The sequence below is a fragment of the Capsulimonas sp. genome (assembly GCF_039929585.1).
In the GTDB taxonomy this organism is placed as follows: domain Bacteria; phylum Armatimonadota; class Armatimonadia; order Armatimonadales; family Capsulimonadaceae; genus Capsulimonas.
Window position 1 is genome coordinate 19,866 of sequence record NZ_JBDSQY010000191.1, and the last position, 22,351, is coordinate 42,216.

19 protein-coding genes and 1 pseudogene are annotated in these 22,351 nt (G+C 58.9%); 16 read left to right on the forward strand and 4 right to left on the reverse strand.

Annotation, left to right across the window (positions count from 1 at the left end):
* Window positions 1–106 precede the first annotated feature (106 nt).
* Window positions 107–2,770, forward strand: coding sequence for a glucosidase (locus ABIZ35_RS13790; protein WP_348220490.1), 2,664 nt, complete (start codon window positions 107–109; stop codon window positions 2,768–2,770).
* A gap of 10 nt (window positions 2,771–2,780) precedes the next feature.
* On the opposite strand, the gene ABIZ35_RS13795 is transcribed toward ABIZ35_RS13790, so the two are convergent.
* Window positions 2,781–3,824: a DUF4352 domain-containing protein gene (locus tag ABIZ35_RS13795; protein WP_348220491.1), complete on the reverse strand. Its 1,044-nt coding sequence runs from the start codon at window positions 3,822–3,824 to the stop codon at window positions 2,781–2,783.
* Between the two features lie 160 nt (window positions 3,825–3,984).
* On the opposite strand from ABIZ35_RS13795, the gene ABIZ35_RS13800 reads away from it, so the two are divergent.
* Entirely contained in the window at window positions 3,985–4,806 is an 822-nt protein-coding gene (locus ABIZ35_RS13800; RefSeq protein ID WP_348220492.1) for a cytochrome b/b6 domain-containing protein, read from the forward strand.
* A gap of 116 nt (window positions 4,807–4,922) precedes the next feature.
* On the opposite strand, the gene ABIZ35_RS13805 is transcribed toward ABIZ35_RS13800, so the two are convergent.
* The 3 genes from ABIZ35_RS13805 to ABIZ35_RS13815 are packed head-to-tail and all read right to left on the reverse strand — an operon-like array spanning window position 4,923 to window position 11,628.
* A complete protein-coding gene (locus ABIZ35_RS13805; RefSeq protein ID WP_348220493.1) occupies window positions 4,923–5,594 on the reverse strand; it encodes a response regulator transcription factor in 672 nt (223 codons plus the stop codon).
* 38 nt (window positions 5,595–5,632) lie between these two features.
* On the reverse strand, window positions 5,633–6,004 hold the full coding sequence (locus ABIZ35_RS13810; RefSeq protein WP_348220512.1) for a response regulator: 372 nt from the start codon (window positions 6,002–6,004) through the stop codon (window positions 5,633–5,635).
* Window positions 6,004–11,628: an AAA family ATPase gene (locus tag ABIZ35_RS13815; protein ID WP_348220494.1), complete on the reverse strand. Its 5,625-nt coding sequence runs from the start codon at window positions 11,626–11,628 to the stop codon at window positions 6,004–6,006. Before ABIZ35_RS13815 ends, ABIZ35_RS13810 begins: the two co-directional genes overlap by 1 nt.
* Window positions 11,629–12,025: 397 nt before the next feature.
* On the opposite strand from ABIZ35_RS13815, the gene ABIZ35_RS13820 reads away from it, so the two are divergent.
* From ABIZ35_RS13820 to ABIZ35_RS13885, 14 genes and pseudogenes are all read left to right on the forward strand, one after another.
* Window positions 12,026–13,252: an epoxide hydrolase family protein gene (locus ABIZ35_RS13820; RefSeq protein WP_348220513.1), complete on the forward strand. Its 1,227-nt coding sequence runs from the start codon at window positions 12,026–12,028 to the stop codon at window positions 13,250–13,252.
* Window positions 13,253–13,270: 18 nt separating this feature from the next.
* Window positions 13,271–13,957: a VOC family protein gene (locus ABIZ35_RS13825; RefSeq protein WP_348220495.1), complete on the forward strand. Its 687-nt coding sequence runs from the start codon at window positions 13,271–13,273 to the stop codon at window positions 13,955–13,957.
* Window positions 13,958–13,975: 18 nt separating this feature from the next.
* Window positions 13,976–14,557 carry a redoxin domain-containing protein gene (locus tag ABIZ35_RS13830; RefSeq protein ID WP_348220496.1) on the forward strand — a complete coding sequence of 194 codons (582 nt, stop codon included), beginning with the start codon at window positions 13,976–13,978 and terminating at the stop codon, window positions 14,555–14,557.
* Window positions 14,550–15,317: an SDR family oxidoreductase gene (locus ABIZ35_RS13835; protein ID WP_348220497.1), complete on the forward strand. Its 768-nt coding sequence runs from the start codon at window positions 14,550–14,552 to the stop codon at window positions 15,315–15,317. Before ABIZ35_RS13830 ends, ABIZ35_RS13835 begins: the two co-directional genes overlap by 8 nt.
* A gap of 13 nt (window positions 15,318–15,330) precedes the next feature.
* Window positions 15,331–16,080 carry an SDR family oxidoreductase gene (locus ABIZ35_RS13840; RefSeq protein WP_348220498.1) on the forward strand — a complete coding sequence of 250 codons (750 nt, stop codon included), beginning with the start codon at window positions 15,331–15,333 and terminating at the stop codon, window positions 16,078–16,080.
* Window positions 16,081–16,093: 13 nt separating this feature from the next.
* Window positions 16,094–16,471 (forward strand): annotated as a pseudogene (locus tag ABIZ35_RS13845) (nuclear transport factor 2 family protein); the annotation flags it as partial.
* Between the two features lie 434 nt (window positions 16,472–16,905).
* Window positions 16,906–17,886 (forward strand): L-histidine N(alpha)-methyltransferase, encoded by a 981-nt coding sequence (gene egtD, locus ABIZ35_RS13850; RefSeq protein WP_348220499.1) that lies wholly within the window; start codon window positions 16,906–16,908, stop codon window positions 17,884–17,886.
* A 90-nt stretch (window positions 17,887–17,976) separates the two neighbouring features.
* Window positions 17,977–18,483, forward strand: coding sequence for a heme-binding protein (locus ABIZ35_RS13855; protein ID WP_348220500.1), 507 nt, complete (start codon window positions 17,977–17,979; stop codon window positions 18,481–18,483).
* 58 nt (window positions 18,484–18,541) lie between these two features.
* Window positions 18,542–19,387 (forward strand): enoyl-CoA hydratase/isomerase family protein, encoded by an 846-nt coding sequence (locus tag ABIZ35_RS13860; protein WP_348220501.1) that lies wholly within the window; start codon window positions 18,542–18,544, stop codon window positions 19,385–19,387.
* 49 nt (window positions 19,388–19,436) lie between these two features.
* On the forward strand, window positions 19,437–19,892 hold the full coding sequence (locus tag ABIZ35_RS13865) for a VOC family protein (RefSeq protein ID WP_348220502.1): 456 nt from the start codon (window positions 19,437–19,439) through the stop codon (window positions 19,890–19,892).
* Between the two features lie 36 nt (window positions 19,893–19,928).
* Complete coding sequence (locus tag ABIZ35_RS13870) at window positions 19,929–20,921, forward strand: DUF4331 family protein (RefSeq protein ID WP_348220503.1); 993 nt, start codon at window positions 19,929–19,931, stop codon at window positions 20,919–20,921.
* A gap of 54 nt (window positions 20,922–20,975) precedes the next feature.
* On the forward strand, window positions 20,976–21,338 hold the full coding sequence (locus tag ABIZ35_RS13875; protein ID WP_348220504.1) for a cupin domain-containing protein: 363 nt from the start codon (window positions 20,976–20,978) through the stop codon (window positions 21,336–21,338).
* An 82-nt stretch (window positions 21,339–21,420) separates the two neighbouring features.
* The gene (locus tag ABIZ35_RS13880) at window positions 21,421–21,840 is read left to right on the forward strand and encodes a nuclear transport factor 2 family protein (protein WP_348220505.1); all 420 of its coding nucleotides are present in this window, start codon (window positions 21,421–21,423) and stop codon (window positions 21,838–21,840) included.
* Window positions 21,841–21,870: 30 nt separating this feature from the next.
* Complete coding sequence (locus tag ABIZ35_RS13885) at window positions 21,871–22,344, forward strand: DoxX family protein (RefSeq protein WP_348220506.1); 474 nt, start codon at window positions 21,871–21,873, stop codon at window positions 22,342–22,344.
* Window positions 22,345–22,351 lie beyond the last annotated feature (7 nt).

Genomic DNA, 22,351 nt, shown 5'->3' on the forward strand with positions numbered 1-22,351 from the left:
CGGGAAATATTCTTCTCTCCTTAACGGATTTCCTACCAGGTTCGTTTCACCATATTTTCGTAAATCCCACGCAGGACACGGCGCGTCCCTTCCCGAATACTTGCGTATGACAATCTTAGACAACGAGCGTCGCCGCGTCGAAGAGTGCGCGCCGGGGCCGGCGCAGGTGGAGTGGAAGCGGTGGGGGCCGTATCTGAGCGACCGGGCCTGGGGGACCGTGCGTGAGGACTACAGCGCCGATGGCTCGGCGTGGACTTATTTTCCGCATGATTGGGCGCGGTCCAAGGCGTATCGCTGGGGTGAGGACGGGCTAGGCGGCGTTTGTGACGACGACCAAAAGCTGTGCTTTGCGCTGGCGCTCTGGAATGGGCAGGACCCCATTCTGAAGGAGCGTCTCTTTGGGCTTTCCGGTCCCGAGGGCAACCATGGCGAGGATGTCAAAGAGTATTATTTTTATCTCGACAGCACGCCGACGCACTCGTACATGAAGTTTCTGTACAAGTATCCCCAGCGTGCGTTTCCCTATCAAGACTTAGTCGAGACGAACGCCCGGCGCGGTAAGCACGAGCCTGAGTATGAGCTGCTTGATACGGGAGTGTTCGACGAGAACCGTTACTGGGATGTCTTTGTCGAGTACGCCAAGGCCAGTCCCGAGGATATCCTGATCCGGATCACTGTCCATAACCGTGGACCGGAGACGGCGACGCTGGATATTCTGCCGACTCTCTGGTTTCGCAACACCTGGGATTGGGGCTATGTAAGCCCGAAGGGGACTCTGACCGCGACAGCCGGCGCGGAGGGTGTGTGCGCCATTGAGGCGCATCATGCGGAAATGGGCCTGCGCCGCCTGCTTTGCTTGAACGAGCCGGAGATGCTTTTCACGGAGAACGAGACGAACTCAGCGAAGCTTTACGGAACGACTGCCGGCAAGAACCCCTACACCAAGGACGCCTTTCATGACTACGTCGTTCATGGGGAGCATGAGTGCGTCAATCCCGCTCAGACGGGGACCAAGGCGGCGGCGCGTTACACCGTGGAAGTCGAGCCGGGCGGTCAAACCTGCCTGCGCTTTCGGCTGACGCCGCGCCGCCCGAGCGCCGAGCTGCTCGGGCCGGGTTTCGACAGCCTGTTTGAGGCCCGAATCGCCGAAGCCGACGATTTTTACGGCGCGATCGGGTCGCCGGAACTGAGTGAAGACTCGCGCAATGTGCAGCGTCAGGCCTTCGCGGGCATGCTCTGGTCAAAGCAGTACTATCGATACAACGTCCAGCGCTGGCTTGACGGCGATCCCACGCAGCCGCCTCCGCCCGCCGGGCGTGAAAATGCGCGCAATCACGATTGGCGGCATGTCAACTGCTCCGATGTCCTGTCCATGCCGGACACCTGGGAGTACCCCTGGTTCGCCGCCTGGGATCTGGCGTTCCACTGTATCCCGCTCGCGGTGATCGATCCCCAGTTCGCCAAACACCAATTGCTCGTGCTGACGCACGAATGGTATCAGCATCCGAACGGTCAGTTTCCCGCTTATGAATGGGCGTTCGGCGACGTCAACCCGCCGGTCCATGCCTGGGCCGCGTGGCGCGTCTACCAGATCGAGCGGCGTGTGCGCGGCGGCCAGGGCGACACTGTTTTTCTCAAAAAGATCTTCCACAAGCTGCTGCTGAACTTTACCTGGTGGGTTAACCGCAAAGACCTGGAGGGGAAGAACGTTTTCCAGGGCGGCTTTCTGGGGCTGGACAACATCGGCATGTTCGACCGCAGCCAGCCGCTGCCGACCGGCGGGTATTTGGAGCAGTCGGACGGTACGAGCTGGATGGCGATGTACTGCCTGAATATGCTGACGATCGCGCTGGAGCTGTGCCGCGAGGATCTCTCCTACGAGGACATGGCGACCAAGTTCTTCGAGCACTTTGTTTACATCGCGCACGCGATGAACAACTTCGGCGAGACCGACGAAGACCTGTGGGACGAGACCGATGGATTCTACTATGACGTGCTGCACCGCCCGGACGGCACGCACGAGTTCATGCGCGTCCGCTCCATGGTGGGACTGATCCCGCTGCTCGCTGTGGAGACCATTGAAGAATCGCAGTATGAGACGCTCAAAGATTTCAAGGCGCGCGTCGAATGGTTCGTCAACAACCGCCCGGACCTCTGTCGTAACGTCGCCGATCTGCACTCTGTCGGCGATCACGACCGGCGTCTGCTTTCCATCGTGAACCCCGAGCGTCTGCGCATAATTCTGGAGAAGATGCTTGATGAGACCGAGTTCCTGGCCCCCACCGGCCTGCGCGCTCTGTCCCAGTATCATCGCGACCACCCCGTCTCCATGCATGTGGATGGCACGGAGTACCGTGTGGACTACGAACCCGCCGAATCCACCACAGGATTATTCGGCGGCAACTCCAACTGGCGCGGCCCGATCTGGTTTCCGCTCAATTACTTAATCATCGAGGCCCTGCAAAAGTTCGACTACTACCTCGGCCCCGACTTCCCCGTCACCTTCCCCACCGGATCCGACCAGCAGCTCTCCCTGGCCGAAATCGCCGCCGAACTCAGCCGTCGCCTGACCCGCACCTTCACCCGAGGCGCCGACGGCCGCCGCCCCGTTTTCGGATCGCTGGAGAAGTTCCAGACCGACCCATATTGGAAGGACTTGATCCTCTTTCACGAATATTTCCACGGCGACAACGGCGCGGGAATTGGGGCCAGTCACCAGACCGGATGGACCGGCCTGGTGGCGAAGCTGATCGAACAGAGCGGGGAGTAGGAGCCGACGTCTACTTCACATTCGAGATGTCGAACGTATATTGATGCGATTCGCTCTCGGCGATAATGATGGTCTTGAGCGAGCCATCCTTGGGAACACTGAAGTACCAGCGGGCGCGGTAGGTCCCGCCGGACTTGAGTTTGGCGTCCAGATTTTCATCGCTGTTTGTGCGCAGAAGCCCCTTGGAGTCGAATGTGTCGCCGTCCGCGTTGGCGATTTTCGCGGTGAACATGCTGACGTAAAGGCCGAGTTCGTCGCTAGTCTGGTTTTTGATCAGAACGGTGGCGACAAGATATCGTTTACCGTCGTCCGGCGCGCTGTCTCGAATGGGTTGATCCGTAAATTCCACCTTTTCCAGAGTGAGGTCGGTTTCCTGAAGCGGGTAGGAGACGCCCAGTTTCGCGGGAATCTGTGCAAGAACGCTGTCTCCACTCGGGTCGGCGGGGTCGCGGGCGTAGTCGGGGAGGGGAGCGATCGCGTTTTTGCCTTCGCCGATCGTGTAGCGGATCACATCTTCGCTGGTGTGCAGGCGCCCCTGGTTGAGGATCAGCTTCGCAACCGCTCCTTGCGCCGGGACTTTGATCGCGGTGTAGCAGTCGTTGTAGCCCTGTCCTGGCTTGAGGGTGGGTTCAATCGCGGCGCCGGTGCTGGTGCGGCCAATAATGCTGCCGCCAGTGTGTCCTTCGCCTTTGGAATCGATGGCGTTGAGCGTGTGGACGGAGCGATCGAAAAACATATCGTCCTTGGCGGAATTCTTGATGCGGTAGTGCAGCACGAGCAGTTTATCGCCGGCGTCCGCGTAAAGGGTTTCTTGGGCCGAGACGCGGCTCAGGGAGTATTCAGCCGAGACGAGCGTGAAATTGAAGCCGCTTTTGAGCGTATAGGTCTCGCCGAAAGCGCCCTGAGCGCCCGCCATCTGCTGTGTACCGCGCACGCCCGGCTGCGCTGGCTTCTTGGGCGTCGCTTTGGGTTTGGGGGCGCCGTGGGCAATCGGGGCTGCGGAGACGGCAAGGGCGGCGATGAGGAAAAGACTCGCCGATCGACAGTGACTCATAAACTATCCAATCCTTCTCGTATTGTGGTATTGGATGTTTCGACATACAGTGTCCGGTGGCCTCCTCACTCTTCACGAAATTTAGGATTGAACTTTTTACATTGCTTCTGCGTTCCCAAATCAGAAGCGCCGCGAGTCGGCGTAAGAGGAGCATAACGTTATGGCGGTCGCACACGCGATACCCGCCGCGCCGGAGTCGGTCGCGGTTGTCCCGAAGCATCATATTCTTGTGCGTATCTCGCACTGGCTGAATATTCCACTGCTGCTGGGGCTTGGACTGAGCGGGATGTCGATCTACTGGGCGGCGCCCGTTTATAAGCACGCCTGGAATGAGACGACGGCGAGCGACGACTACATTGCCGATCTCGGCCGCTGGATCGTCATGCACGCGCATCTTCACGGCTATGCGCTGCCCGGATCGACGCAGGCGGACACACTGCCTGCGGCCAACGATTGGGTCTACAACCATACGAGTTTGGGAACGGGGCTGCTCGCGAACGCCTTAAATCTGCACTGGCTGTTTGCCTATCTCTTTATGGCGAATGGCGTGCTCTACCTTCTGGGACTTTCGCTGGGCGGCGGCTATAAAGCTCTGCTTCCGCGCCGGACCGATCCCGCCGAAACGTTCGCCATGATCCGTTACTACCTCGGCATTGTCCCCGCGAAACTTCTGCGCAAGCCCTGGAAGCATCCCGTCATCTTGTCGAAGTACAATGCCCTTCAGCGCGGCGCCTACGCCAGCATGCCGGTGGCGGCGACGCTCTCCGTGCTGACGGGGTGGGCGATCCACAAGCCCCAGCAGCTGGGATGGCTTCAGGGGCTCTTCGGCGGCTACGACCTTGCCCGCATCTGGCACTTCTGGCTGATGTGGTACTTCGCCGCCTTCGTGATCCCGCATGTTATCCTGGTGCTGGTCGACGGATGGGACACCCTGCGATCCATGGTGGTGGGCTGGAGCACGCGCGCGCCGCACGCAAAATAGCTCCGAAGATCCCTGGAAGGAATAAAACGTCCATACCGCCCGCTTACGCCTCATCCGCGGGGCAGACTTGAGGGCAATCGGTCGTCCCTGGCGGTGAATGACTGGTCGGCGAAGTGTCAGATTTTCGGCGCCGGCGCCAGGTGGAGGCGCTCGGCCATTTTTACGAGGTCGGCGAGAGAGTCGGCCTTCATTTTCCCCATCACCTTGCCCCGGTGCGCTTTCACCGTAATCTCACTAATGCCCAGATTGCCGCCAGTCTGTTTATTCAGCAGGCCGGAGACCACTAACGCCATGACTTCCCGTTCGCGAGGACTGAGTGATGCGTAACAGTCCTGGAGCGCCCGTATCTCTGCCTCGTGATCAAGCGCCGTGTGGCTGCGCTCGATGGCGTTCCGAATGGCGCTCAGCAGCTCCTCGTCGCCGAATGGCTTTGTCAAGAACTCGACCGCTCCCGCCTTCATGGCCCGGACCGTCATCGGCACATCGCCGTAGCCCGTGATGAAGATAATCGGCATGTCACTCCGAGCGGCGACGCGCGCCTGCAGATCGAGCCCATTGAGGTCTGGAAGAGAAACGTCAAGCACCAGACAGCTTGGAGCCAGGACTCGTGGACGGGCGAGGAACGCCTGCGCGGACGAGAATGTCTCCGGTCGCCATCCTGCCCAGTCAATCAGCAATTCCAGCGACTCGCGCACCGAGATGTCGTCGTCAACAACGAACACGATTGGTGTGGGATGCGGCAGGGATGATGACCTCAGTTCGTCACTATGTGCGATCGATGAATTCATTGTGTATCCCTCCTGGGCGTCAAAGCGTGACGGATGGCTCAGTTCACTCGAAGTGCGGTATTGAGCGCCTCGAGCAGAGCCGTCTCGCTGAATGGCTTGAATAGGCACTCTGCGGCGCCCTGTTTGAGTACGCGCGGACGGATGCTCTCATCCCCGTAACCAGTGATGAAGACGATCGGTATCTCTTGCCGGCGGTTCTTCAACTCCTGATGCAGTTCGGGGCCGGTCATGCCCGGCATGGCGATGTCGAGAATGAGGCATCCGGTACGGCTGAGATCATCAGACGCCAGGAACTCCTCCGCAGACGAGAATGCCTGGACCGCGAAGCCAAACTGTCTCAGCAGATCGGGGAGCGATTCGCGCACGGACTCGTCATCATCAACGACCGTCACGAGCGAACGTATGACCATCACGGATTCCTCCTAACGTGCTCCGAATCCGTTCCGCCGGAGGTCCGAATGGCCCCAACATTGAAGCCGCCGGTCACACCCTCGGATTCGAGAGGAATAGTAAACGAAAATGTGGCCCCCGGACCATCATTGGGCGCCGCCCACAGATGGCCCTGATGACTCTCGATAATGGAGCGGCTGACGGACAGACCGATCCCCATACCTCCGCTCTTCGTGGTATAGAACGCTTCGAAGGGGCGCTCGACCGCTTGCGGGTCGAGGCCCACCCCCGAATCTTGCACGGTTAGACACACGCAATCGCCTTCTGTTCGCTCGGTTCTGATTACTAGCTGTCGTGGACGATCGTCGACGCCGCTCATCGCCTCCCAGGCGTTCCGAAGCAGATTTAATATAACCTGCTGTAGCTGGACACGGTCGCCTGTGATGGGCGGGAGGTTGTCCGCAAACTTCGACTGCAGAATTACCTGGTTTCTTTGGAGTTCACTCAATGAGAGCGCAATCACTTCTCGCGCCGCCTCATTCAGATCCACGAATTCGATCACTGTGTTTTTGTTGGCGAAGAGCGAGCGCAATCGCGTGACCACATCCGATGCGCGGTTCGCATCGCGGATCGTGCGCCGGGCAGTCTCGCACGCGCCGTCGACATTGGGCGGATCGGCGGCCAGCATTCTCAGGCAGGTGCTGGCGTTCGTGATGATGCCGGACAGTGGCTGGTTGAGTTCGTGAGCAATCGACGCCGAGAGATGTCCGACGCTCGCGACGCGGTTTGCGAGCGCTAACTGCGTCTGCGCTTCATGGTAGCGCCGTTCGCTTTCGCGCATTGCCGCCTCGGCGCGCTTGCGGTCGGTCAGATCGACAACGAAGGCGACGCCCTCTTGCGGCGAGCTTTCAAAGATCGCGGCGCCTACCAGTACCGGCACGCGTTCGCCGTCCTTTTTGAGGAACTCCTTCTCGTAAGGTTGGGCAATCCCAATTGTCTTCAAATCCGCCAAGCGCTGCTCGTCCGTGTCGCGCCACTCGACAGGCGTGAGTTCCCTCCAGCGTATGTGGCTAGAGCCGATATCGTCACGGCTATATCCGATCATTTGGATAAAGGCTTCGTTTGTGTCAATGATCCGATCGTCTCGATCCCAGATGAAGATGCCGATGATGTTGGAGTCGACCAGCCGCCGAACTCTTGCCTCTCGTTCTTGAAGATCGCGATAAAGACGCGTGTTTTCCAGTGAGACTGCCGCCTCCGAGGCGAGCAGCTTGAGAAGGGCCATCCGGGCGGGAGTGAAAACATGCGGGGCCAGATTGTTTTCGAGGTAGAGTACTCCAATGAGCCTTGTCTGCTTGAGCAGCGGAATACAGAGTACTGAACGCGCATTGCATCGACAAATATAATCATCTGCAGAAAACGGGTTCTTTGCCCAGGCATCGTGCAGAAGAATGCTTTCTTTGGTTCGCAGGACGTAGTGGAAAATCGACTCTGGCAGATCCATAGCAGTGACGCTCGCTTGTCTCAGGCCGACCGCCACGGTATCACTATGGGTTGTGGCCTCCGCCACGATCCGATACTCATCAATCCGATATTCATCACCCTGCGGCAGAATAAGCAGACCACGTTCGCCGCCGGCGTACTCGATCGCCGTGCGCATAAGGGCGCCAATCAGTTTTTCCAAGACGATCTCGCCCGACACTGCTTGTGAGACTTTGATCACGGTAGCGAGATCGAGGTGTTCGACCGGCGCCAGTATCGTGCTTGTCGGATCGGAGGTCGGCCTTTCCGCTTCGAGGCGCGGATACTGCTGGTCAAGGTGACGCACCTTTCCATCGGCCCCCCAATGAAGATAGCAGTACCGGGCGTCCCGCAAGTAAGCATTCGCGATTTTCTCGAAACCGCGCGCCGCATAGAAACGCGCTGCGACTTCGCTCGCGACCGCCTCATTGTGGACGAAGCCGTTCGCGTGCGCCGATCGGATGGCCTCTTCGTAAAGCTGTTCGGCATCGAGGATCCGAGATTCAATGCGTGCGATTTCCGCGCCAACTAACGCCGCGCGATTCTTGAAGTTTGTCGGGCAATGCTCAGACCATACTTCGAGCTGTTTATGGTGAGCCGTCAAAGCATCGAAGTGCCCCTTTCTCTGGTCGGAAGATGCAAAATCCCAGGACGCGGCGTGAGCAAGCGCGCTATAGAAAGGGAAATCGGCGGATGTGACTTGCGATGACGCTGTCCAGACAAGGCTCTGAGCTCTTCGCGACGCTGTGACCGCAGCCGCATAGTCTCCCGCAAAAAAACGGGCTTGTAACTTCCGGGTCCAGTAAAAGAATTCCGCGAGTGACAAAACCGGGTTGCCAGCCAGGAGGTTTTCGGTTCGCATCTCGTCGAAATCGTCATCATTGAAGCAGCCAAATGTCGGAGTCAATCCACGGAGGGTCCGGATAAGCGCCCGCTGCGTGCTGCAAATCTCGACAACAAGGCCGAACCCCGTCTTTTTCGCGAAGGCAACGCCATTTTCGGCCTCGGACTGCACCTCGGCGAGAGGATCCCCCGCCATCAGACAGTTCGTGATTAACTGCTCCCAGCTATATGCGGAGAATGTCAGATCTCCGTTCCGGGAGGCGGCGTCAAACGCGCGATGGATCAGATTACGCGCGCTCGCAGCGTGTTTCGTCCACGGCGTGAGTGTGGCGAAGGAAAGGTATGTTCTGGCCTGATACCGTGTCAAGCCCCGCTTCTCGACCAGATCAAAGCCAAGCTGGCCGAAGCGATATCCGTCCTGATAGTTATGAAAGCGTGGCCCGGCGAACATAGCGAACCATACATAACCAAAACAGGAAGCATCACAATTTCCATGCTCAAGGCTCAGGCTGACGATGCGGCAAACCACGAGTGACGATAAGTTCTCATTGTAGAAAATCGCTGGGTGGACAATTTCCGTAAAAACATCCAGAGTGTCAAGGACATTCGGGTTTGTCGTCAAGGGCAGGTCAAAAAGATCTTCAATCTGCCGGCTTCCGATCAGCGTCCAGATTCGTTCATACTCGCGCAGGACTTCATCGCGGGTCGGATGGCGTGACCAGTCAGTACCGCCACGTCGGAGAAATTCGAGGAAGACGTCTACGCAGAGATCGCTCTGGTCCAGCGCTGTGTAAAGTGTCAGCTGCAATCGTGTGACAATCGCAAAGTCGTGACGGGTTTGAGCACGTTCGGCCAGGAGCAGCAGCCGATTTTCGGCGGCAATCATCTCTGCCGTCAACAATTCGCACTCCGCGATGAGGCATTCGGTCGCGAAGATGAGTTCGTAATTGAGGTCCCAAGCAGTCTCCGTTAACAGCGATCGGCCGGCTCGGAGGTATTGCAGAGCCGATGCAAACGCTGTCGAAAACTTCGCGCGCTGTCCCGCTATCAAATTCAGTTCCGCCACCCGCTCTCGTTCCTCGACGGAAGTGATGAGGTGCGAGCCGAGATTGAGTTGATTGACGATCTCGAAGATGACTTCCTTCAGCCTTTCGTCGGAGCTGTGCGTCGCCAGGACGGCGCCGATCCGAAGATGCTCGGCTGCGCGCTGCTCCTTCGGGATCAGAGAATAGGCTGCTTCCTGGACTCGGTCGTGGAGGAATCGGTAGGAATTCTCCGAGCGAAAGATGAGGCCAGTCCGAACTGCCTCCCAAAGCTGGTCGTGCATTTCATCATTCGAATTCTGATAAACCATTCTTAGCATGTCGAACTCCGCGCGATTTCCCAAACAGGCAAACTGCTGGAGCGCCTGCTGGGTTTCGACGGACAGGCGATTCAACTTGCCGACCATCAGGTCCACAACATTATCGGTGTAACCTTTGGCGTAAATTCGGTTCAGGTCCCAAGACCATCCCCCTCGATCGTAATCAAAGTTAAGCAAAGCCTCGTCCGCGAGCGTCGAAATAAATTGAATCGCGAAAAACGGGTTTCCACTCGTCTTCTCGTGAATCAATTGCGCCAGCGGCGCGGCGCGCTCTGATTCGCAGTAAAGAGAATCGGCGAGCATCTGACCTAAATCCTCGCGGTCCAGTGGCGCTAATACGATTTCCTGTATGATCGCGCCGGCCTGACGGATCGCGTCAAGCTTTTGCGCTAAAGGGTGAGTGGAATTGACTTCATTGTCCCGGTAGGCGCCGATCAGCAGCAAGTGCCGCAGGTCCGACTGGGTTAACAAATCCTCAAGTAAATCGAGTGTCGCCGCATCAAGCCATTGCAGATCGTCAAGAAACAAGGCAAGCGGATGTTCAGGCCGCGCGAATACGCTGATAAATCGCCGAAACACCAACTGAAAACGGCGCTGCGCATCCTGCGGCGGAAGTTCAGGCGCCGGCGGCTGTTCTCCGATGATATGCTTCAATTCCGGGACGAGATCGACCATCAGTGATCCGTTGGAGCCCAACGCCTCACGAATGGCGTCGCGCCATTGACGGAGTTCTTCTTCGCTCTTGCTGAGAAGTGGCCGGATCAGGCTCTGAAAGGCCTGTGCGAGCGTGGCGTAAGGGATATCGCGTTTGTATTGGTCGAACTTGCCGGAGGCAAATAAGCCGCGCGGCGGGACAAGCGGCTTATGGAGTTCGTTGACAACCGCGGATTTGCCGATGCCGGAGTATCCGGAGACGAGCACTAACTCGTGCCTGCCCCCAGCAACGACGCGGTCGAAAGCGGTGAGCAGGATGGCGACCTCCAGCTCTCGTCCGTACAGTTTCTCGGGGATTATGAGACGGTCCGGCGTGTCATGTTCGCCAGACGTGAAATCGTCGATGCGGCCCTGGGTTTCCCATTCCAAGAGGCAGCGCCGAAGATCGCTCTCAGCGCCAGCCGCTGTCTGGTAGCGCTCCTCGGCGGTCTTAGCGAGCAGCTTCAGCGTGATTGCAGAGACAGAGACCGGCACATTCTTGACCTGCTCGTTCGGCCAAGCCGGCTGCCTGGCAATGTGGCAATGCACCAATTCCATCGGATCGGAAGCCGTGAACGGAAGGCTGCCGGTCAGCATTTCGTAAAGCGTCACCCCAAGTGAGTAAAGGTCGCTGCGGGAATCAATGGAGCGGTTCATTCGTCCGGTTTGCTCGGGCGCCATATAGGCGAGCGTTCCTGCGATAATCTCGGGAGGTTCGGGCGACTGGCGTTCGCGCGGAAGGCGAGATGCGACGCCAAAGCCGGTGAGCCAGACGTGGTCCGCTGCGGAGTTTACGAGCACATTGGCCGGCTTGATGTCCTTATGGATGAGGCCGCGCCCGTGCAGCCGGCTAAGCGCGGCCGACAGGGCGACCGCGAGCCGTAGGAATCGTCCGATCTCCATGGGCGGGCCGATCAGGCGATCGAGCGGCTCACCCTTGGGGGACTCGAGTACGAGCATTGTCTGACCGCCCTCGCGCACAAGCTCCAGCGGCCGCACCGCCCAGGCGTCGTCGAGGTGGTCCTTCAGTCCGTATTCATGTGTGAGACGATTGACGCCGCCAAGCGTCGGGTGTTCTCCGGCGGCAAGCACGGCCAGGAATTCATGCTGGGCGCCATCGGGCCCCTCGCGCCATGTCCGGCAGTAGACACGCTCGCCGTCCTCCCATAACACCTCGAGAGGATCATTTTCCCCACCAGCGCCGAACCAAGAGAATGGGTTCATCTGTTAGGTCCATCCAGCGAGCATACCTGGGCGAAAATCGGCCCATCACTTTCGTCTCATGTACTATGCATCATGTTACCCACGAATTCCTATCAGACTTTGGTATTGGTCTGCGGACATTGCCGGCTGGCGCCAGGGCAGCGACCGATACTTTCGTACAATAGATTCGCCTTCAGCCGTTTTGGTATTCTCCTCATCGTCGCACTGTGGGAACCACTGGAGCTTTACATATTCAGCCGGGAGGTATGAGAACGTGACCACACACAAATCAACCGAAGCATCCGTCCTGTCACGCAGGGACTTGATCCGCAATGGCGTGGCGATGGCGGCCCTGGCGGCGCTCCCGCCGGTGAGGGCCGCCGCCGATCCCGAAGTATCGACCAAGAGTAATGGGGGCATGGCGACGACCGCGGCCACCCAAGGCAACGCGGCGGCGCACTCTGCCGCCGACGCCATCCGCCCCTTTCAAGTCCGCGTACCGGACGACGAGATTACCGACCTGCGCCGGCGCCTTGCCGCAACGCGATGGCCCGACCGGGAGACCGTTGGTGACCGTTCCCAGGGAGTCCAGCGCGCGACGATGCAGAAACTCGTACACCAATGGCAGACCGACTACGATTGGCGCAAGGTAGAGGCGAAGCTCAATGCTCTGCCCCAGTTCGTCACCAACATTGATGGGATCGACATTCATTTCATCCATGTCCGCTCAAAACATGAGCATGCATTGCCGGTCGTCATCACGCATGGGTGGCCCGGATCGATCATCGAGCAGCTGAAGATCATCGATCCGCTGACAAACCCAACCGCCCATGGCGGCGTCGCGGCGGACGCATTCGACGTCGTGATCCCTTCGCTGCCTGGACATGGCTTTTCGGCCAAGCCGACCACGACCGGCTGGGATCCCATCCGCATCGCGCGCGCCTGGACCGTGCTGATGACGCGTCTTGGATACAAGCGATATGTCGCTCAAGGCGGTGATTGGGGGAATGCGGTGACGGAGCAGATGGCTCTGCTGGCGGCGCCCGAATTGATCGGCATACACACCAACATGCCGGCCACTGTCCCTGACGACGTTGCGAAGGCTCTCCAGTACAGCCAGCCGCCTCCTGCCGGCCTCTCCGCCGACGAGAAGAGCGCGTGGGATCAGCTCGATTCTTTCTACAAGCACGGCCTGGGTTACGCCCAGGAGATGGCGAACCGTCCGCAGACGCTGTACGGGCTCCAAGATTCCCCGGTCGGCCTCGCCGCCTGGATGCTCGACCACGACGCGAGCAGTCTGGCGCTCATCTCCCGCGTCTTCGACGGTCAGTCGGAAGGCCTCACGCGCGGCGACATCCTCGACAATATCACGCTCTACTGGTTTACAAATACGGCGGTCTCTTCCGCTCGACTCTATTGGGAAAGCAAGCTTGCCTTTTTTGCCCCGAAAGGTGTCCCGATCCCGTCGGCCGTGAGCGTCTTCCCGGATGAGATCTATGCAGCCCCTCGGAGCTGGACCGAGCGCGCCTATCCCAAACTCATCTACTTTAACCGAGTGGAAAAGGGCGGTCACTTCGCGGCGTGGGAACAGCCGAAACTCTTCAGCGAAGAGATTCGCGCCGCGTTCCGATCGCTGCGCGTGTGAGAACAAGGAGCAGTCATCATGGAGATGAAATTGGAAGTCGTCGTCGTCCCGGTTTCCGACGTCGACCGCGCGAAGGCATTCTACGAGAAACTGGGGTTCCGGTTAGATATCGACTTCAGCAAAGATGATTTTCGGGTGGTGCAGTTTACTCCTCCCGGTTCGCAGGCGTCGATTCACATCGGCACGGGGCTTACCTCAGCGGCGGCGGGTTCGCTTCGGAATCTCTATCTTGTCGTGTTCGATGTGGAGGAAGCCCGAGCGGATCTCGTGGGCCGTGGCGTAGACGTATCGGAGGTGTACCACTACGCCGGGCTGGGTGTCCCAGGGCGGCTGTCAGGGGCCGATCCGGAACGCCAATCTTACGCCTCGTTCGCCTCCTTCAGCGATCCGGACGGGAACATCTGGCTGCTCCAGGAGATCCAGGCGCGATTGCCCGGCCGTGTGCAGCCGTCCCCGAGTGCGCAGGCGATGGACGTGGCGGCCCTTGCGGAGCTCTTGCGCGAGACGGGAGAGCGCCATGGCCAATTCGAGAAGACGCACGCCGAACACCACTGGTGGGATTGGTACGCGCCCTACCTGCAGGCGCGTCAGAACGGCGGCAGTCCGGAGGAAGCTGTCGCCGTCGCCGAAAGTCGCATGGAAGTGGTCCTTACCAAGGCCAATGAAGCTCGGAACGACGGGGCGACAGCGTCTGCGGGGGCGTAGAAGCAAAGGAGATCACCCATGCGTTCCGATATTGTTCCCGGCGCCGTTTTTCCCGATTACGAGCTGCCCGATCACACGGAGACGCTCCGTCGGCTCAGCGAGCTGCAGGGCGAAGATCCGATGATCCTGACGCTCGCGCGTGGCCACTACTGTCCCAAGGAGCACCAGCAGCATCTGGAGCTCGCCGCCTTCTACCCAAAGATCGCCGTGGCGTACACGCAGGTCGTAACGATCGCGACCGACGACCATCACACGCTTCAAGAATTTCGCGCATCGGTCGGCGCTCCATGGCCTTTCCTTTCGGATCCTGGACGCATTGTTCAGAAGGATCTCGATATTCAGGAGTACACCGACCCCGACCATAACCCGATGATCCCACACACGCTTGTCCTCAAACCGGGTCTCGTGATCCACCGCATCTACAACGGTTACTGGTTCTGGGGCCGCCCGTCCGTTGTAGATCTCTGGAGCGATCTGCGCACCGTGACCAGCGAGATCCGCCCCGATTGGGATCTGAGCACGCCTGGGCTCCGCGAGGCCTGGAACGCAGGCGAACTCTCGTCGTTCCACGGGTGGAGAAAGGAGAATAAGGATGACTGAAGCCAATATCGCTCCGGCCCGCCGCGAGCCGGATCTGATCGGGCAAACCGTCGTCGTGATCGGCGGCAGCGCGGGCATCGGCCTCGAGACCGCGCGGCGCGCACGTGAGGCGGGAGCCGACGTGATCCTGACCGCCCGCGATCCGGACCGCCTTCAGGGCGCCGGCCTTGAGCTCGGCGCCGCCCACATCGCCGCTTTCGACGCTACCGACTTCGATCGGCTGCGACGGTTCTTCGACGAACTGCCCAGGCCGATCGACCATGTGCTGGTGACCGGCCCCGGCCCCTACTACGCGCCTCTGGCGGACTTCGACATCGAGAAGGCGCGCCGCGATGTCGAGTCCCACCTCTTTCTGCCGATGCAGGTTGCTCAAGCTGCTGCGGGCACGATTCGCCCGCCCGGGACCCTGCTCCTCATGAGCGGCACTGGCGGCCGCCGCACGGCGTCCGGCCTCGCGCTCATCTCGGCGCTCACCGCCGCGCTTCCTGCGTTGACGAAGAATCTGGCGCTGGAGATCGCTCCTGTCCGCGTCAATCTCATTGCGGCCGGGTTCGTCGACACGCCGTTGTCGGCAACGCTGCTCGGCGACCAGCTCGACAAGCGTCGCGACCAACTCCGCAGGACGCTGCCGATCGGCCGCGTCATCGGTCCCTCCGACATCGCCGCACTCGCCGTCCATATCATGACAAACACTGCCCTCACCGGGGCCACCTTCGACATCGACGGCGGCCAGCAGCTGGTCGAAGCATGCTCTGACTAAGGAGAAATAGAAAATGGAGTCATCGAACATTGCAGGCAAAGTCGTGATCATTACCGGCGCCAGCAGCGGCATTGGAGAAGTCACAGCGAGACTTCTGGCGCAGCACGGAGCGATAGTCGTGCTGGGAGCGCGGCGTAAGGGCCGGATCGATGCAGTAGTGCAAGAGATTTTGGAAACGGGAGGCAAAGCGGCCGGATTCGCCGTCGATATCACAAAGCGAGCAGAAGTGGATATGTTCATCGAGAGAGCCTTGGAACGTTTCGGGCGTATCGATGTAATGGTGAATAACGCCGGTATTATGGCGATTGCTCCCATTCCTCAGCTCAAGGTCGAGGAGTGGGATCGACAGATTGACGTCAACATCAAGGGAGTTCTTTACGGGGTCGCCGCCGTCCTGCCTCAGATGCAAAAGCAGAAAAGCGGTCACATTATTAATCTCGCCTCCGTCCTCGGGATCAAAGTGTTCGCGCCGGGTGGGACGGTTTACAGCGCCACGAAGTTCGCCGTGCGCGCGCTGACCGAAGGACTGAGGGTAGAACTGCATTCCGAGAATATCCGCTGCACGATGATCTCTCCCGGTGCGGTCGCCACGGATCTTCCGGAAGGCAGTTCGGAGGAGGCGACCAGAAAGGATCTGCGCGAGCTCTACAAAATGGCGATTCCGGCCGCCTCGATCGCAAGCGCGATCGCTTATGCGATCGATCAGCCGGCCGAAGTGGAAATCGATGAGGTCGTCATCCGGCCCACGGCGCAGGACTTCTAACGGAAGGCTCAAAATGAACGATCCACAAGAGAAGGAGCAGGATTCTGGAGTGCGAGATCAAGAGATCCGTGCGGCGCTCGATCAGCACTGGGCGACGTCCGACGCCAACGATTTTGAAACAGAGCACCGCATCTATCACGAGGACGCAGTTCTGGAATACCCGCAGTCGGGCGAGCGAACTCGCAGTCGACACAATATACAGAACCAGCGCGCCAGTCAGCCGAGCAAGAAGCGATTTACGATCCGACGGATCATCGGCGGCGGTGATCTTTGGGTCACGGAATTCATCCTGACATATCACGGCAAGCCTTCCTACACCGTGAGCATCATGGAGTTCCGAGGCGACAAGGTTGCGCGGGAAACACAGTACTTCGCGGATCCATTCGCGGCGCCCGAGTCGTTCGGAACCTCTGTGGAAGCTGTGCGGACGGGCTGTCTGCTTTTTCTAAGCGGGATGCTTTCCACGGAGGGCCGCGACGCGAAATTGATTGAGCGTGTCGGATCGGAACTCAATGTGGAAGAGGGGCGTAAGGCGGCTCGCGTCGCGGCGCTCAACGTCCTTGCCGTCGCGCGGCGGCATTTGGGATCGCTCGACAAAGTGATGCGAACCGTCCAGATCGGCGTGTCGGTCTCCTACCCTGGATTTAAGACGCTGCCGGGAGTGCTCGGCGAATACAACGGCAAGTTCATGTGCAACCAGTTCGTACTGCGCGGCGGTTCGTGCGCCACTTCGCAAACCCATATCCGATCCACGCGTCGCAATTTCTTCCCGCCCAACGCCCGTTGGCAGTTCACCAGCCTGCGGCTAGCAAAGGATGCTTGACCATGACGGACATCGCGCTGTGTGATTTCGAGCCTTACCTGGATATGTTCGCCGAAGAGATTATGAGCGGACTGCGGCAAGACGTGAAGACGCTGCCCTGCAAATATTTTTATGATGAGCGTGGCTCACAGCTCTTCGACCTAATCTGTGAACTGCCGGAATATTACCCAACCCGCACCGAGATGGGTATTCTACGGGCGCACATTGGCGAGATGGCTGCGCTGCTGGGAGCGGGCTGTCGCTTGGTGGAATACGGCAGCGGTCGCAGCCTGAAAACGCGCATCCTCCTGGACAACGCGCCCGATCTGGCCTCCTATGTTCCCATAGACATCTCTCGGGAACATCTTTACAATTCTGCTCGTGCGCTCTGCAAAAGGTATCCCGATCTCGAAGTGCTGCCAGTCTGTGCGGACTACACGCAGGATTTTTCCTTGCCCTGCGGAAGCCGCGCCATCACGCAAAGCGTTGTCTATTTCCCTGGCTCGACCATCGGGAACTTTACGCCCAAGCAAGCGATCCAGTTCCTGCGACAGATTGCCGATTTATGCGGGAGGGGAGGCGGATTGCTGATCGGCGTAGATATGAAGAAAGCTCCGCAGATATTAGAGCTGGCCTACAACGACGCCCAGGGTGTCACGGCGGCGTTCAATCTCAATCTGCTGGCGCGAATCAACCGCGAACTCGACGCGGATTTCGACCTGACGAAGTGGGAGCATTTCGCCTGCTACAACCCGTTGCAGAGTCGTATCGAGATGCACCTGGTCAGCCTGTGCGATCAACAGGTCTCTGTCGGCGGCGCGAGGATTGAGTTTGCGAAAGACGAGATGATTCATACGGAGTCGTCATATAAGTACGGACTGAATGAATTTGAGGCGCTCGCACGAAAGGCGGGCTGGCAGGTCGCGCAGGTCTGGATGGACCCGGAGCGCCTGTTCAGCGTTCAGTATCTGACCGTGGCGAGATGTAATAGAGGCGCTATTTAGACTTTACGCGATCACTTGCTTTCCTTTGCTTGCGAGAGCGGCGGGGATTGTATAACTTTCAAATGATTTCTCTATTTAGGAGGGAAACGTATGTCGAGCAAAACAGAAATCGCCGTTGAAGAACGGTTCACGTCGTCGAATCCTCTTGATGCCGTCCCAGACGAAATGCCATTCGATGTGCCCTATGGGCTCCCGATATCACTCGACCGAGCCCTGACGGTTATTCGAGCCGCCGTGGCGGAGGCCAAGAATCGGAATTGGAAGATGAACGTAGCAGTAGCCGACTCCGGCGGTAACCTGGTTGCCTTCCAACGAATGGACGGCGCGATGCTTGCCTCTATTCAGATTGCGGAACACAAGGCGCGAGCAGCGGCGACCTTCCGGCGCCCAACAAAGGTCTTCGAGGACGGTGTCAATCTTATGCATCTCAACTACCTGCTCGCGTTCGACGGGGTCATTGCCTCCCGTGGCGGTATTCCTTTGATCGAGCAGGGCAGGATTATCGGCGCAATCGGTTGTTCGGGCGGTACTGATTCGCAAGACGAGGTGGTCAGCAAGGCAGGCGTGGCGGTAATTGAGCAACTCCCGGCGAGTTAAAACGGTCAACGTTGCGACTCATGGGGCGTTCAATAAACCGACTGCAAAAGGAGAAATCATGACAACTTTGAATACACCAACGAAACCAGCTCAGATTCGCCTGGCCCGGCGGTCGCCCGCCTATTGGCGGGTCACGATCGACAACCCCCCGATCAACGTCATGGGCCCGGAAATGGTCCGGCAATTCCAGGAACTCATCGACGCTCTGGAGGCCGATGAAGATGTGAGGGTCGTGGTTTTCGACAGCGCGGTCGACGACTACTTCCTGAATCACTCCGATTTCATCGCCAAGCTCGGGGACTTGACCTCAATGCCGGCCGGTCCCACAGGCCTGCCGCCTTGGCCGGACTTCCTCGTGCGTCTGACCCGCTCGCCAGTCGCCTCTATCGCCCTCATCCGCGGCCGGGCGACGGGCAACGGCAGCGAGCTCACGCTCGCCTGTGACATGAGTTTCGCCAGCCGCGAAAAGACCATCATCTCGCAATGGGAGGTGGGCGTGGGGATGGTCGCCGGCGGCGGCCCCATGGCCCGGCTGCCCCAACTCATCGGCCGAAACCGCGCCCTCGAGGTGCTATTAAGCTCTGAAGACATCAGTGGAGACCAGGCCGAGGCCTACGGCTACGTGAATCGCGTCCTGCCCGACGCCGATCTGGATGCGTTCGTAGAAGCGCTCGCGACTCGGATTGCCGGGTTCGACAAATGGGCGATCGCCAACACCAAGCGCCTGGTCAACACCAGCCTGCCTCCGGACGTCGAGCTCGGCGCGGGGTGGGATGCGTGCATCGCTTCGCTCGGGCGACCCGCCGCTCAGAATGGGATCAAAGCGCTCATGGAGCGCGGCTTCCACAAGCCGGGGGACGCCGAAAATCGGCTTGGATACTACCTGGGCCAAATCGAGCGCTAGGCCGCAACCGAATTTTTAATGAGCACTCTATGCGGAATGGGAGCCGCCAATGAACAGCGTACAAATTGAAGAGAAGAGCTATGAGATGCCCCCGAAGGACGGGTTCACCGTCGCATATTTTCTTACCGTCTCCGACATCGACCGATCGGCTCGCTTCTACGAAACGGTCTTCGACGGTCGCATTGTGAGCCGAGGCGACAGCAAGGGCGCGCCTGGGTACATTCAGATCGCGAATACGTGGCTTATCGTCAACGTCGGGGGCGGGCCGACCCCCGACAAGCCGTCGGTAACACTCAGCGTCCTCGCCGACCCGGATAAGATCAACAGCTTTATGAATATCCGCGTCGCGGATATTCAAGCATGCTATGAACTATGGAAAAGTCGAGGAGCCGAGTTCATCACGGAGCCGATCCCGAAGTACGGCGAGATACGCTGCTACATTCGCGATCCTGACGGTTACATTATCGAGGTCGGACAGAGCAAGCCGGACTTCACGTATGGTTAACGCTCGGCTTCAGCAAACAATAGGAGAAGATAGACGATGTCACACCATTACTCCGGTCCCAACATCGGATTCCCGCGCGGGGACGCGCGCCTCGACCTGACCGATCTGTATGCTTTTCCCAAGCCGGGAGACCCCGGCAAGTCGATCTTCATTATGAACGTTCATCCGTCCGTCGGCCTGAATCCGCCGGGACCTACTACTGCCGAGCCCTTCGCGCCCGCAGCCCGGTACGAGTTAAAGATCGATACGGACGGCGATGCCGTCGCCAATATTAGTTACGAGGTGCGCTTCTCGTCGTTTGAGGGCGGCGAACAGAGCGCGACGCTGCGCCGTGTAGAGGGCGCACAGGCCGTCGAAACAGGCGCGGACGGGAAGGTTATTGTTGAAGGAGCGCCGGTCTCGACAGGGCGCGAGGGACATGTGACGCAGGCTGGTGACCACCGGTTCTTTGCCGGTTGGCGCAGCGATCCCTTCTTCTTCGACGTACTGGGCACGCTCGACAAATTCCAGTTCGCCAGTGGGGATTTCTTCGCGGACAAAGATACTTGCAGCATTGTGCTGGAAGTGCCCAACTCCCTTCTTGGGCCGAAAGAGGTTGACCTGTGGGCTCGCACGTTGATTCCAGCAGACAGCGCGGGTGGGGGCTGGATCCAAGCGGATCGTGGGGCGCGGCCCAACCAAACTCCCTTTCTTGCCGGTGAGCAGAACGACGCCTACCTCGCCGGTGAGCCAGCGGACGATGCCCGTTTCGTTCCTGTCTTCGCGCACGCTCTGGAACACACGGGCGGCTATCCACCGGAGGAAGCAATGCGGGTGGCGGGAAAACTATTGCCGGACCTTTTGCGCTATGACCCCAAACGCCCCGCGTCCTTCCCGGTCAACGGCCGCGCGCTCATCGACGACGTTTCTGATGTCTTCCTCGCTATTCTCACCAACGGGAAGGTGACGGGAGATAACGTCGGGCCTCACAACGATTTTCTGGATGAGTTTCCCTACCTGGGCCCACCGCACATTATCCGAAGCAAATAACGTGACATCCAGAATCATGGAAAAAACACAGGTGAACTTAAATGTTGAGATTGGATGCCGTTCCCGGCGTTTCCACCCGCCATCCGGCTGGCCGTCATCGTGGGGCAGCCCTCGGAGCCCGGCCCATACACAATCAGGGTCAAAGCGCCCCACGGCGAGAAGCTCATGCCTCACAAGCACCCAGAGGATCGAGTCTATACCGTGATTTCCGGCGTCTTTTATATCGGGCTGGGTGATGAATTCAACGCGAGTAAGTTGGAAGCCTATCCGCCTGGCGCCGTGATCATTCTCCCTGGCGATACGCCCCACTTCCACTGGGCGAAATCCGGCGAGTACGTCACGCAAGTAACTGCGATGGGGCCGCTTGGGCTGGAATACCTCAGCGCGAAAGACGATCCGCGAAACAATAACCCGTAGGAGGAGTCTGCGCGGCTCGTCCAGTCGCGCAGACTCCTCCTACGCTAAAGCAGTTAGGTTCTTGTTGAATTGAAGGCTCAAGATGAACGATCAGCAAAAGAAGGAACAGTATTCTGGAGTGCGAGATCAAGAGATCCGTGCGGCGCTGGATCAGCATTGGGCGGCGTCCGACGCCAACGATTTTGAAACGGAACACCGCATCTATCACGAGGACGCAGTTCTGGAATACCCGCAGTCGGGCGAGCGAACTCGCAGTCGACACAATATACAGAACCAGCGCGCGAGTCAGCCGAGCAAGAAGCGGTTTACGATCCGACGGATCATCGGCGGAGGTGATCTTTGGGTCACGGAATTCATCCTGACATATGACGGCAAGCCGTCCTACACCGTGAGCATCATGGAGTTCCGAGGCGACAAGGTGGCGCGGGAAACACAGTACTTTGCGGACCCATTCGCAGCGCCCGCATCGCGCGCTCAATGGGTGGAGCGGATGGACGCCTAATCTCAAAGTCAACTGATGGAGGGGTAAAACATGGATTGGAAACGGTTGGTTCAATTTGCGCTGCTAGGCGGCGGTGATTTGGAACAATACGCCATCCTGCTGGTGCGCGTTTCGATCGGGCTGTTCTTCGCCATCTCAGGGGCAAACAAATTGTTTGTCGCAGGCGGCGTGAAACGTGTTTACGAAACGCTCGTTCAGGCCAAAGTCCCGTTTCCCCACCGGATGGCTTATTTCGTGTCGGGCGTCGAATTCGTGGGCGGATCCTTGCTGGTCGTAGGGTTTCTTTCGAGCCCGGCCTGCGTGGCTTTATTGATCGATATGATTGTCGCCATCCTGACCACCACGCTTTCTACCCTGCCGAAAGGACTTTCGCCTTGGAACTGGCTCGACGGCTTCCTCTACCTTCCGGAAGTCCTGTACGTGCTCTTCTTTATCTGGCTGATCTGTTCTGGTCCGGGAAAATTCAGTGCTGATTACTGGCTCGCCGGCAAGTTGCTGAGGTAAAGGAAAG